Raw genomic sequence first — 13,751 nt, 5'->3', positions numbered from 1 at the left:
ATAAAAATTTAAGATAAAGAAGATGAATGTTTGTTTTATAATGTACCCATGGGAAGATATTGATGCAGAAAACGATACAAGTTTAGCATTAATGAAAGAATGTGCCAAACGAGGACATGGAGTGGCAATGTGTACCCCAGCAAATTTGACTATTAGAAACAGTGTAACCAATGCATTTTGTACTGTTATTGGTAGGATGGATAAAGTACCTGCTTCACTAAAAGCATTCTATAATAAGGCAGAGTTACGTGAAGAAATGCTGCCATTAGCTGGCTTTGATGCGATTTTTTTTAGAGCAAACCCTCCATTAGACCCAATCATGTTAAATTTCTTGGATTCGGTAAAAGACGATGTGTTTATAATTAATTCGCTTCGCGGAATGAGAGAAGCCAATAATAAGTTATACACAGCTGCTTTTGGTGATGCACATAGTAATATTATTCCTGCTACACATGTATCAAAAAATAAGGATTATTTAGTAAAACAAATAAAAGAGTCTAAAGCAGATAAAATGATTTTAAAGCCATTAAATGGTTTTGGAGGCTCAGGAGTGATTCTTATAGAGAAGTCAGCAATGAGTAATATTAATTCCTTATTAGACTTTTATATAACAGGCTCAGATGGTGTTTCGAATTACGTAATTTTGCAAGATTATATTGAAGGTGCTGATCAAGGAGATATTAGAATTTTGTTACTCAATGGAGAACCGGTTGGTGCGATGAGGCGTGTTCCTGGAACTGACGACCATCGTTCTAATGTTTCTGCTGGTGGAAGTGTACAAAAACATACACTATCAAAAGCCGAAAAAGCTTTGTGTAAACAAATTGGCCCGAAATTAGTAAATGATGGATTGTATTTTGTTGGTATTGATGTTATTGGTGGAAAACTAGTTGAAGTAAACGTGATGTCTCCTGGTGGGATTACGTACATAAATAAAGTATACAAACCAAAAATTAGGGTTGAAGAAAAAGTAATTGACTTCCTTGAAAGTAAAGTTATTGACAAATTACAAGCTTTTGACAGACGTACACGTTTACGTAAAACTGTAGATGAGGCTTAGTTTAATAAGGATAGTATGGGTAGCACGTCACAATTTGGTTCTTTGGTTTCGGTTGAATGGTTACATAATCATTTAAACGAAAATAACTTGCTCATCTTTGATGCAAGTATGAATAAAGTTACTGATAATAAAACGGATTATGAAAGCTCACAAATCCCGAACACTCAGTTTTTTGATATAAAGTATGTATTTAGTGATACAAGTGCACCTTTTCCTAATACAGTACCTTCAGAAGAGAAATTTTCCAGAGAAGCTCAAAATCTAGGAGTTAATAATAACTGCAAGATTGTAGTGTATGACGATAAAGGTATTTATTCCAGTGCAAGAGTTTGGTATTTGTTTAAAGCTTTTGGTTTTGAAAACGTTGCAGTACTAGATGGAGGTTTGCCTGAATGGAAATCTAAAGGTTATAATTTAGAAACAAAGAAAGCGCACTCAAAGACTAAAGGAAACTTTATAGCAAAATACAACCCTAAAGCGTTTAAGTTTTTTAACGACATTCAAAAATCATCTAATAACAGTAAGCATTTAATTATAGATGCACGATCAGAAAATAGGTTTAATGGTATAGTACCAGAGCCAAGGGAGGGTTTACGAAGTGGCTCAATTCCAAACTCAGTTAATATTCCTTTTTCTAAGCTTTTAGATAAAAATTGCTTCAAGTCTACAAAACAAATTGAAGAAGCATTTGATATAGTTAATGTTAAAGACGAGCATTTAGTTTTTTCTTGTGGTTCAGGAATCACAGCTTGTATATTAGCATTAGGAGCAGAGTTGATTGGTAAAAAAAATGTTTCAGTTTATGATGGCTCATGGACTGAGTATGGCACATTAACAAAAGAATAATTTTAAAATGAGCAATACAAAGAATTTGATACCAACAAAAATGATTATCGGCGAATTACATCTGACCTATAAAAAAACAAATAAACTAAACTGATGAAACAACCTCATTGGACCAAAGAAGAGTTAGTTGCTTATATATTATTATATACAGCTCATTCAAATTTTGAAGAAGCAAATACAGAAAAAAACGTTATCATCTCAAAAGTAGACATGCAAACGTTTCAAAAAATACATGATGAGTTTGATAAGGATAATGACTATCAAAGTCTTCAAAAAATAATTCAAGGTGTAAAAGACCATAATTATAATGCTGATGAGCTAGAATCACTATTTACTGATATTAAAACGCTTTTTTTAAGTGATGGCGAATATGATATTATGGAACGTAATATGTTTCTATTCCTTAAAAAAATTCTGAGTTGATATGCAGAAGTTATCTATTGAAGCAATAATTAATAACATTAAATCTCAACAAACATTTCATGCAGTAGCTGAAGATTATTCATTTACAATAAAAATAGAAGAATATGTGCCTTATGTCTGTGCAGCTATACACGATGGGCACCAATTTAGAAAAGAGCTTTGGGATAATTGTTTACATACAGAATATGATAGGTGGTACGAAGAAGACCCTGAAACTAAGAACATGATTATTTCTCATCCAATTGTAATAGCAGGTTGCGATTCTCGTTTCGAATATGATTTAAACAGAGCACCTGAAGATGCAGTGTTTGAAACCGCATGGGGAAAACAACTTTGGAGATTACCTTTACCTGAAGAGCATAAACTAAAATCGTTATCTAAGCATAAAGCGTTTTACAATGTTACTTATGCTTTAATCGAAAGTATAGAGGCAAAATTTGGAGCAGCTATAGTTTACGATATGCACAGTTACAATTGGAAGCGTTGGGATAGGGAAGTGCCAACATGGAATTTAGGAACTAGTAATGTTGATAATAATCGTTTTGGAGAAGATATTGAACTGTGGAGACAAAGTTTGTCTGAAATACAGCTTCCTAATAATATCAAGTCTACTGCGTTGATAAATAACACCTTTTTTGGTAATGGATATTTTCTAAAGTTTATTACCAATAGTTTTAAAAATACATTAGTTTTAGCAACTGAAATTGCTAAAGTGTATTGTGATGAATGCGAGCAGATTAATTTCCCGGAAGTTGCCCAGAGTGTGGAAAATCAGCTAAAAAAACGACTTCCAATTCACGCAAAAACATTTATAGAAAAGCACAGTAAATAAATTACTTAGTAAAGAAGTTTTCACTTTCGTGAAAAATAAATATGAAGCAAGAGACGAGCACACCTAGTAAAACACTACTAGAGATTGACACTTATTTAGACAAATTGGTTAAAAAAATAGAGCTTTTAACTTACGTTAACCCTGTTAATATTGAAAGTGAAAAAGAGAAATTTTTCGCGTCTAAGTATTTAACCAATCCAGTTTTCCATTATCCAAATATTGACTTTGATAAGTTTAATCTTCATCGTGAGTTCTTTTCTTTACCTATCGAGCGAATTGAAGATGAACGAATTAGAGACTTGTATGAAGAAATTATATATTTTTATTCTGGACTTATTCAAAGTATTGAAACCATAGGGAAAGGAAAAAAGTTTTATTATAACAGTCTACATTCATTCGGAACACCAACTGAAAAAGATGTTGAAAATGCAAAGTACATTCTTCATTTTGAAGATAACTACGATGATGCTCATTTTAAACCTAAATATACGGCAGAAGAAACTGAAGAAATTTTTAGGGGGTTTTCGGGAAGATACGATTTTACTTACAATATAAAATACTCAACCACTATGGGAGCCATAGCTATGGTTCTTAATAATTCAAAAACATTAGTACTTAACAATCATCATACATTTAGCGAAAACGAAATTGGTGTACTAACCAATCACGAAATTGGAGTACATATGGTTACCACTATGAATGGGTTATTACATCCTTTAAAAATCTTTTCTCATGGTTTTCCAAATAATGTTGAAACACAAGAAGGGTTAGCCGTTTTTAGCGAATATATGTCTGGAAATTTAACTATCAAGCGATTACGAGAGTTAGCGTATAGAGTTATTGCTGTTAATAGTTTGGCAAAAGGATATTCCTTTTCAAAAACATTTAGACTACTTCATAATACGCACGATTTAAATAGAGAAGACGCTTTTCATATTACTGTAAGAGCGCATCGTGGTGGAGGTTTTACAAAAGATTATTTATATCTGTCAGGTCTAAAGAAAGTGTTTGATTATTACCAATCAGGAAAAGACCTGAGCTTACTACTTACTGGAAAAGTGTCATTAGAACACATCGATACTATTGAGTATCTCATTGAGAATGGATATGCTGTAAATTCAAAGTATTATACAGATTCTTATTTGAGTAATGATAATAAAAATGAAACGATAGATTTTATTTTAAAGAATTTAAAGTAGCAATTACTTCTTTTATCAAATAAAAGAGAGTTTTAACGATAATTTTGCACTATAAGACAAATGCTTAGTTATATTTATTGTCACCAAAATAAGTGTGCTAAGATTTACATTTAATTGTGTTAATTGTTAAATGTATAAAACCCAAAGATAAATCTTTGGGTTTTTTTATTGTAAAAATTTTGCTTTTAGTTCTTGGGTTGGTATCATGCAAATATCTTTTTTACCATACCACTTATATCTATTCTTGGCAATATAATCATATACCCAATTTCTAATAAATGGTGGAATAATGTAAAACACTACTAGTAAATTTCTTGGAAAACCTAATTTGGAAGCTACCGCTAAAGCTGCTGTTGATTTTATTTTTAAACCTTTTTCTTGAGAATATAAAAGAATAGAATCGGTTTTTGAAGTATCTAATTGAAATTGTTTTCTAATTAGACCACCAACCTCTCCTTGCAATGGAGCAAACATAAACACATCATTTTTATCATGCTTTATTACATAATTAATACTAGAATTGCAGAGGTTGCAAACACCATCGAAGAGGATAATATGTTTATGTTTTGGTAACTGTATCATTTCTTATTTTCAACTAATTCCAATTGTTCCATACTAACATTTGTTGTAAATAAGCCGTAGTTTACTATAGCTTTATTTTTTTCAATCTTATCAATGCTTCCAATGGCACGACCATCTTCCATTCTAACTCGATCTCCAACTTTAAGTATAGGTTTTGGCTTTGGCGTTTCTATGTTTTTTTTCTTTGCGGCTATCTTTTTCTTTCTAATAACTTCAACTTTTTTCTCAACTTCTTTCTTTACTTGTTGCTCTTTTTGTTTGATAACTTTTTTTTCGCGAACGGATACTTTTTTGCGTTTTGAATTTTCAATTTGAACCAACTTGAATAGTTCAGCCATCAATTCACGTTTTCGTTTGTTATTTAAATACTTTTCAGATAAATCGTTTACTTTTTGCCCTAAATAGATAAGTCTCTGGTTACTATCGTATAACTCCTGATAGCTTTCAAGTTTCTTTTGAACTTTATCGTTAATTGCTTCTAGTTTATCAGCTTCGGCAAGTTTCTTTTTCTCATTTTGTTTTAATGATTCTCCAGTTTTTTCAAGCTTAGATCGTTCTTTCTGTAACTTAGCAATAGTAGCATCAAAACGTACTTTTGAACGTTCAATTTTCTTTTTAGCTTTATTTATTAAGTTATAGGGAATACCATTTTTTTGAGCAACTTCAAAAGTAAACGAGCTTCCAGCTTGACCTAATGCTAGTTTATATAATGGCTCTAGCGAGCGTTCATCAAACAGCATATTAGCATTAATCATGTGTTCCTTCTCATTGGCTAACAATTTTAAATTGGAATAATGAGTTGTTATAATACCAAAAGCTCCACGATCATAAAAGACTTCTAGAAAAGTTTCAGCTAAAGCGCCACCAAGTTCAGGATCACTACCTGTACCAAACTCATCAATTAGAAATAATGTTTTCTTGTTGCATTTCTTTAAGAAATAATTCATTTGCTTTAGTCTGTAGCTATACGTACTCAAATGATTTTCTATGGATTGATTATCTCCTATATCGCTCAATATACGATCAAATAAGCACGCTTTACTACGTTCATGAACAGGAATTAGCATGCCACTTTGCAGCATTACTTGTAATAAACCAATAGTTTTAAGTGTGATGCTTTTTCCACCAGCGTTAGGCCCAGAAATAACAATAATTCTACTGTCATGCTTTAAGGCAATAGTTTGCGGAAATGTTTTTTCTTTCTTTTCTAAATTGGTCAAATATAGTAGTGGGTGGTATGCATCTCTTAAGTACATATCACGTTCTTCTGTAATTTCAGGAAGAATTGCATTCATAGACTTTGCATACTTTGCTTTGGCCGCAATAACATCTATAGTTGTTAGAAACGATTGGTAATTTTGTAATAAAGGCAAAAATGGGCGAATATAATTTGTTAGCTCTTTTAATATCCTAACAACTTCTTCGCTTTCTTCATATTCTAAATTGTTGAGTTCTCTAGAATGTTGAAGAGTTGCTTCTGGCTCTATATAAACGATACTTCCAGTTTTGCTACCACCCATAATAGCACCTTTTACTTTACGTCTATACATAGCTTTTACAGCCAAAACACGCTTATTTTCTACGACAGATTCACGAATATCATCTAGGTATTCTAAATTATGGTAGGTGTTTAAGGCACTTGTGAAACTAGAATTAATTTTACCTTTTAATTTATTAATACCTTGTCGTAATTCATAAAGCAATGAAGATGCATTATCCTTTACATCACCAAAACGATCAACAATAGTATCAACACTCTCAATAAGTGCAGTAGTTATTTCAATATGCGAGGTGTAACGATGTAAGTTAGGATAATATTCTTCGAATTTTTTTAAGAATTTAAGAATATCATTTACCGTTAAAGATATGAATACTAGCTTTTTCAAGCTGTGTGTTTCTAAATAAGTATTTTCAATATTTAGTAATTGTAGTTCTTTTGTTATAGGATCAAATCCGTGATTTGGTATACGATTATCATTATAAAACGAGGACACATACTCATGTGTTAACTGTAGGCTAATGAGTAGGGTTTCCTTTTTATCATATGGTGTAATATTAAAAACCTTTGCTTTGCCAAGAGCAGTAACACAATGGTCACTTACTTGTTGCAACACGGTAGAAAACTCTAAATCTTGAAGTGTCTTTTCGTGAATGTTAATCATCCTCTGTAATCCTATTGTTTTAAAGGAAGACAAAGTTACGTATTACAATCGAGATGTGGAATTTTTAGAGTTAAGCTTACGTATTTGTGCATAATTTATTCTTATTTAATTTTTTCGATGTCCATTTAATTATTAACAATCAATAAGACCAAAATTCCAATAGCACAAAAAGAATTTCTTCCATTAACTTTATCAAATATCTACTAAAATTGTTTTAATGTTTTACATGCAATGTCATAAATCGCTCCAAAAAGAATATTTTTGTATATAGAAAACACATATAGAAAATGATTCCAAACTTTAATAAAATTCATGACAAATTCAAACTAAATGGAAAGTACTACGACCGAGGCGCTTTAAGTGAATTTGCTTCCGATTTTATTAAAGAAGGTTTGCCATTTCAAAAAGTGATTGGCGACTTTTTATTGGACTGGTTAAATGATAAGGAGGTTATCTCTGTAACTACGTCTGGCTCTACTGGAACACCAAAATTATTGGCTTTAAAAAAACAGTCTATGGTGCATTCGGCTCTAGCGACAGGCGATTATTTTGGGTTAGTTTCTGGAAATACTGCTTTGCATTGTTTGCCAACTGGTTTTATTGCAGGAAAAATGATGTTGGTAAGAGCTTTAATTTTAGGTTTAGAATTGGACATTGTAGAACCAAATTCACAACCACTTTTATTTATTGATAAGTCTTATAATTTCTGTGCAATGGTGCCTTTGCAATTACAGAATTCGATTAATCAATTACGTGACATAAAAACCCTTATTGTTGGAGGAGCAGCCGTATCAAACAAGCTTCAAAATAAAATTCAAGAAACCAACTGCAATATATATGCAACCTATGGCATGACCGAAACCATTACGCATATTGCTGTTAAGAAACTAAACAATTTTTCGTCATTGCGAGGAAGCAAGACAAAACAACCTGATAATGAAACGTTTGAAATACTTCCAAATATAAGCATATCAAAAGATGATAGAGAATGTCTAGTAATAAATGCGCCTCAATTAACAGATGTTCCAGTAGTGACTAACGATATTATTGAACTGTGTTCTAAGAACAGCTTTAAACTACTTGGTCGTATCGATAATGTCATTAATTCTGGTGGTATAAAATTATTTCCTGAGCAAATAGAAGAGAAGTTAGCTCAAGTTATTGAAGTGCCCTTTTTTATTGCCTCAAGAAAAGATGATTCACTGGGTGAGTGCCTAATTTTAGTTATCGAAGGCTCTTGTGATATTGAGCAAATTGCCGAAACCATAAAAAAACTCCCAAATCTAAATGTCTACGAAATCCCAAAACAGATATTTTGTCTCCCTCAGTTTGCTACTACTAATTCAGGAAAACTACAACGTAAGCAAACTCTAGAATTATTACAATAAGGTGTTCACTCACTCAAAGTACCACTTCACTCATTCTTGGTTTTAAATATTACTATTTGACTATAGTTTTATATAAACTTTAAAACCGAGACAAGATGAAAGTATTCACTACATTAATACTAACGGCATTTATAACAATGTCTAGTATGGCGCAACAAAAAATGATTAAAGGAACAGTATCTGATGAATCTGGAATGCCACTTCCAGGGGTTAATATTATGATTAAAGGAGCAACTACTGGAACACAATCTGACTTTGATGGCAACTATGAAATACTAGCTAATGTTGGAGATGTTTTGGTGTTTACTTATGTAGGCTTAAAAACCTCAGAACAAACTGTAGGGGCTTCAAATACTATTAATGTGACTATGCAAGAAGATGCTGCTCTTTTAGAAGAAGTTATTGTTACAGCTTATGGATATTCAAGAGTTAATCATAAACCAACCAAAGCACAGCTTAAACGTCAAAAACAAAAAACATATCATAATAGTATAACTCAAGCGCTTCAAGGGAAAGTAGCAGGTGTACAAATAAGGGGGACAGCAGTAAATACTTCAAAAGATCAACCATTATACATTGTAGATGGTGTGCCAATTCAATCACATTATAATTCAATTATCAAGAATATTAACTCTCAAGACATGGACCACATAAATGTTTATAAAGGCGCTAAGGCAAAGGCAGTTTTTGGACAGTCTGCTAAAAATGGATGTATTGTTATTACAACCAAACAGGGTAATTATAGAATTGAAAATCAAGAGACGTATGCTCAAATTGACGAAAACAATTTTGAAAGAACCAATTTAGCACCATTGTCAACCTTTTCGATAGATGTAGATAAAGCGTCTTATAGCAATATTAGAAGGATGATTAATAATGGTCAAAGAATTCCTTTTGATGCTGTAAAGATTGAAGAAATGGTTAATTATTTCGATTATAATTACCCGAAACCTTTAGGCGAACATCCATTTTCTATTAACACTGAAGCAGCAGTTACACCATGGAATAGCAATACTAAAATCGTAAAAATTGGATTACAAGGAAAAACTTATTCAAATGAAGAATTACCACCGTCTAACCTTACATTCTTAATAGATGTTTCTGGCTCAATGAATTCAGATAACAAATTACCATTACTAAAATCGGCATTTAAACTATTGGTAAATCAATTGAGAGAGCAGGATAGAGTATCTATTGTGGTGTATGCAGGAGCAGCAGGTGTAGTTTTAAAACCAACCTCTGGTGCACATAAAGAAAAAATACTAAGTGCACTAGAAAATTTAGAATCTGGAGGCTCTACTGCTGGTGGTGCAGGAATTGAATTAGCTTATAAATTAGCTCAGCAAAATTATAAGCGAAAAGGAAATAATAGAGTGATATTAGCTACAGATGGCGATTTTAATGTTGGAAAATCAAGTGATAAAGCTATGGAAAAGCTAATTGAAGAAAAAAGAAAATCTGGAGTATATCTATCGGTCTTAGGATTTGGTTATGGTAATTACAAAGACTCAAAATTAGAAACATTAGCAGATAAAGGCAACGGAAACCATGCTTTTATTGATACTATGCAAGAAGCTCAAAAAGTATTTGGTAAAGAATTTGGAGGCACTTTATATACCATTGCTAAGGATGTGAAAATTCAGGTTGAATTCAATCCAAATAAAGTAAAGGCTTATAGACTAATAGGTTATGAAAACCGCCTTTTAAACGATGAAGATTTTATTGATGACACTAAAGATGCTGGTGAATTAGGTAGTGGACACACTGTAACTGCACTTTATGAAATAATTCCAGTTGGCGTTGAAAGTGAGTTTTTGAAAGAGGTAGATGATTTAAAATACACAAAATCAGTTAATACCGATAGTTTTTCAGATGAGCTTTTAACGGTAAAATTCAGATATAAAAAGCCTAGCGAAGATAAGAGTATAGAAATGATTCACACATTAAAAGATGAGGTTACTGAATCTTCTGAAGATTTAAAATTTGCATCTTCAGTGGCTTTGTTTGGTATGCATTTAAGGAAATCTCAATACTTAAACGATTCTAGTATTGATGACGTACTTACTCTTGCTAAAAACTCTAAAGGAGATGATAAAGATGGCTATAGGGCTGAGTTTATAAGACTAGTTAAAGCTACTGATTATAATACATCAAGTCAATGATTGGTTGGTTCATAAGTAGTTTAGTTTAGACTTGATAATTGAGGAGCATTTAAAAGATGTTCCTCTTTTTTTGATGTCAATTAAATTCTATATTTTTATATCCTAACCAACCAATATTTTCAACATGAGAAAAGTATGCTTCATTGTTTTTTTAATCACGCTTCAAATTAATGCTCAACGTATTTTACCAGAACGTGAAAGAGCAAGAGTAGTCGATGAAATATTAGCTGATAGATTCAATAACCTGTTACCTCAATTAATGGATAGAACTGGTATTGATATGTGGGTGTTAATTTCACGTGAATATAATGAGGATCCAGTGCTTAGAACCATGTTGCCAGCTACTTGGTTAAATGCACGCAGACGAACAATTATTCTATTTTATAGAGATAAAGCAAACAATACAATTGAAAAATTAGCAGTTGCTAGATATAATTTTGGTGAAAATATCATTTCGGCATGGGATAAAGAAAAAGAACCAAACCAATGGAAACGCCTCATGCAGCTCATTGAAGAGCGTAATCCTAATAAAATAGGACTCAACTATTCTAAGCATTTTAATATAGCAGATGGTTTAGATAAAACCGATTATGATGAGTTTATGTCCTACTTACCAAAAAAGTTTGAAAAAAGAGTGACTTCGGCACAACCATTAGCCACAGGTTGGATAGAAACCAGAACAGAACGTGAAATGGTTATTTTTAATCAGTTAGTAGATATCACGCATGATATTATAGCTGAGGCTTTTTCTGAAAAAGTCATTACCCCTGGAATTACCACCACGACAGATGTAGAGTGGTGGATGCGTGATAAAGTAACGCAATTAGGTCTTGAAACATGGTTTCACCCAAGTGTTGATGTGCAACGAACTAGTGAGGAATTAGAAGGTCACTTATATTCGTTTTCAGATAGACCAGGAGAAATGGTAATTTTGCCAGGAGATTTATTGCATTGTGATTTCGGAATTACTTATCTGCGTTTAAATACCGACTGTCAAGAATTGGCGTATGTATTAAAACCAGAAGAAAAAGCACCACCTAAGTTTTTATCGGATGCCTTTGCAGAAGGGAATAGAGTTCAAGATATATTCACAAATAATTTTGTGGAAGGTGCTACAGGAAATCAAATTCTGTTAAAGTCACTTGAAGAGGCTAAAGCAGAAGGGTTGCGACCATCTATTTATACACATCCATTAGGGAGTTATGGACATTCGTCTGGGACCACATTAGGTATGTGGGATGCTCAAGGAGGGGTTCCTGTAAATGGTGATTATCCGTTACATATAAACACGGTTTATGCTATTGAATTGAATACAACCGTAAACATTCCAGAATGGAAACGTGATATTCGTATTATGTTTGAAGAAGCTGGTTTCTTTGATAAAGATGGTTTTAGATATGTAAACGGACGACAAACAAAGTTGTTAACCATTCCGAGAGTTAAAGGCCGTCAAGGGAATTAAACCTGAATCACTCCTAAATTAAAAGGTTTATCAATAGGGGCGTGGTTAGCACCTTCTATACCCATACTTACCCATTTTCTTGTATCAAGAGGATCTATGACTCCATCTGTCCAGAGTCTAGCTGCAGCATAATAAGGCGATACTTGGTTGTCGTATCTGTCTTTTATTTTATTGAAAAGTTCTTCCTCTTTTTCAGGGGTTATTTTTTCACCTTTTTTAAGTAACGAGGCTTTTTCAATTTGTAGTAGCACTTTAGCTGCTGAGTTCCCACTCATTACTGCCAACTCAGCACTTGGCCAAGCGACTATCAACCTTGGGTCATAGGCTTTCCCACACATAGCGTAATTTCCAGCACCATAACTATTTCCAATGATAATAGTGAATTTTGGCACTACAGAGTTACTTACAGCATTTACCATTTTAGCACCATCTTTAATAATACCTCCATGTTCACTTTTACTACCTACCATAAAACCTGTGACATCTTGTAAAAATACCAACGGAATTTTCTTTTGGTTACAATTGGCAATAAAACGTGTGGCTTTATCAGCACTATCATTATAAATCACGCCGCCAAATTGCATCTCGCCTTTTTTGGTTTTTACTAATTTTCGTTGATTGGCAACTATACCAACTGCCCAACCATCAATTCTTGCATAAGCTGTGATAATAGTTTTCCCATAGCCTGCTTTATATTCATCATATTCAGAATTATCAACCAGACGTTTTATGATGTCGTACATGTCATATTGGTCAGCACGACTTTTAGGTAGTATACCATAGATGTCTTCTTGTGTTTCTTTTGGTAACTCAGCTTTAGCTCTATTAAACCCAGCTTTATCGTAATCACCAATTTTGTCAATAATGTTCTTAATGGTATCTAAAGCATCTTTATCATCTTTAGCTTTATAATCGGTTACACCACTAACCTCACAGTGTGTCGTAGCACCACCAAGTGTTTCGTTATCGATGGTTTCACCTATGGCTGCTTTTACCAAATAACTTCCAGCCAAGAAAATACTACCAGTTTTATCAACGATTAAGGCTTCATCACTCATAATAGGCAAGTAAGCGCCTCCAGCGACACAGCTTCCCATTACCGCAGCTATTTGGGTTATTCCCATACTGCTCATCACAGCATTGTTTCTAAAAATGCGCCCAAAATGCTCTTTGTCTGGAAAAATCTCATCTTGCATAGGTAAATACACACCAGCAGAATCTACAAGATAAATTATAGGTAATCTATTTTCAATCGAAATTTCCTGAGCACGTAAGTTCTTTTTTCCAGTAATTGGGAACCAAGCGCCAGCTTTAACTGTTGCATCGTTAGCGACGACAATACATTGCTTTCCTTTAACATAACCAATTTTAACTACAACACCTCCAGATGGACAACCTCCATGTTCTTTATACATTTCGTCCCCAGCAAACGCTCCAATTTCTATACTATTTGCTTTGGAATCCAATAGGTAATCGATGCGTTCTCGTGCTGTCATTTTACCTTTAGCATGATGTTTTTCTATTCGATTTTTTCCACCACCAAGCTTAACTTGAGCGAAGCGTTTTCTTAAATCTGATACTAAAAGTTTATTATGATCTTCGTTTTTATTGAAGTTAATGTCCATTAATTCTTTG

Annotated in this window: 11 protein-coding genes; 8 read left to right on the top strand and 3 right to left on the bottom strand. The window is 33.0% G+C overall.

What is annotated here, in order from left to right:
- Positions 1–22: 22 nt before the first annotated feature.
- The 5 genes from gshB (at position 23) to ABGB03_RS07440 (ending at position 4,360) form a co-directional block, all read left to right on the top strand.
- On the top strand, positions 23–1,060 hold the full coding sequence (gene gshB, locus ABGB03_RS07460) for a glutathione synthase (protein ID WP_347926178.1): 1,038 nt from the start codon (positions 23–25) through the stop codon (positions 1,058–1,060).
- Between the two features lie 15 nt (positions 1,061–1,075).
- A complete protein-coding gene (locus ABGB03_RS07455; RefSeq protein WP_347926176.1) occupies positions 1,076–1,906 on the top strand; it encodes a sulfurtransferase in 831 nt (276 codons plus the stop codon).
- A gap of 93 nt (positions 1,907–1,999) precedes the next feature.
- On the top strand, positions 2,000–2,329 hold the full coding sequence (locus ABGB03_RS07450) for a hypothetical protein (RefSeq protein WP_347926175.1): 330 nt from the start codon (positions 2,000–2,002) through the stop codon (positions 2,327–2,329).
- A gap of 1 nt (position 2,330) precedes the next feature.
- A complete protein-coding gene (locus ABGB03_RS07445) occupies positions 2,331–3,161 on the top strand; it encodes an N-formylglutamate amidohydrolase (protein WP_347926174.1) in 831 nt (276 codons plus the stop codon).
- 41 nt (positions 3,162–3,202) lie between these two features.
- The gene (locus ABGB03_RS07440; protein WP_347926172.1) at positions 3,203–4,360 is read left to right on the top strand and encodes a tyrosine/phenylalanine carboxypeptidase domain-containing protein; all 1,158 of its coding nucleotides are present in this window, start codon (positions 3,203–3,205) and stop codon (positions 4,358–4,360) included.
- 165 nt (positions 4,361–4,525) lie between these two features.
- Here the strand turns inward: ABGB03_RS07440 and ABGB03_RS07435 are convergent, their stop codons facing one another.
- Complete coding sequence (locus ABGB03_RS07435) at positions 4,526–4,942, bottom strand: DCC1-like thiol-disulfide oxidoreductase family protein (RefSeq protein WP_347926171.1); 417 nt, start codon at positions 4,940–4,942, stop codon at positions 4,526–4,528.
- The gene (locus ABGB03_RS07430; protein ID WP_347926169.1) at positions 4,939–7,104 is read right to left on the bottom strand and encodes a DNA mismatch repair protein MutS; all 2,166 of its coding nucleotides are present in this window, start codon (positions 7,102–7,104) and stop codon (positions 4,939–4,941) included. The genes ABGB03_RS07435 and ABGB03_RS07430 overlap by 4 nt, the downstream gene beginning before the upstream one ends.
- Before the next feature lie 287 nt (positions 7,105–7,391).
- Here ABGB03_RS07430 and ABGB03_RS07425 point away from each other — a divergent pair, with 287 nt between their 5' ends.
- From ABGB03_RS07425 to ABGB03_RS07415, 3 genes are all read left to right on the top strand, one after another.
- Entirely contained in the window at positions 7,392–8,492 is a 1,101-nt protein-coding gene (locus tag ABGB03_RS07425) for an AMP-binding protein (RefSeq protein ID WP_347926167.1), read from the top strand.
- 95 nt (positions 8,493–8,587) lie between these two features.
- Positions 8,588–10,654 (top strand): von Willebrand factor type A domain-containing protein, encoded by a 2,067-nt coding sequence (locus ABGB03_RS07420; protein WP_347926165.1) that lies wholly within the window; start codon positions 8,588–8,590, stop codon positions 10,652–10,654.
- A gap of 124 nt (positions 10,655–10,778) precedes the next feature.
- Positions 10,779–12,116, top strand: a complete 1,338-nt coding sequence (locus tag ABGB03_RS07415) for a M24 family metallopeptidase (protein ID WP_347926163.1) — start codon at positions 10,779–10,781, stop codon at positions 12,114–12,116.
- On the opposite strand, the gene ABGB03_RS07410 is transcribed toward ABGB03_RS07415, so the two are convergent.
- A complete protein-coding gene (locus tag ABGB03_RS07410) occupies positions 12,113–13,741 on the bottom strand; it encodes a carboxyl transferase domain-containing protein (RefSeq protein WP_347926161.1) in 1,629 nt (542 codons plus the stop codon). The genes ABGB03_RS07415 and ABGB03_RS07410 overlap by 4 nt on opposite strands.
- Positions 13,742–13,751 lie beyond the last annotated feature (10 nt).

The sequence above is a fragment of the Pontimicrobium sp. SW4 genome (genome assembly GCF_039954625.1).
GTDB lineage: Bacteria > Bacteroidota > Bacteroidia > Flavobacteriales > Flavobacteriaceae > Pontimicrobium.
The sequence above is the reverse complement of the archived record's forward strand: the minus strand, read 5'-3'. Positions and strand labels throughout refer to the sequence as shown.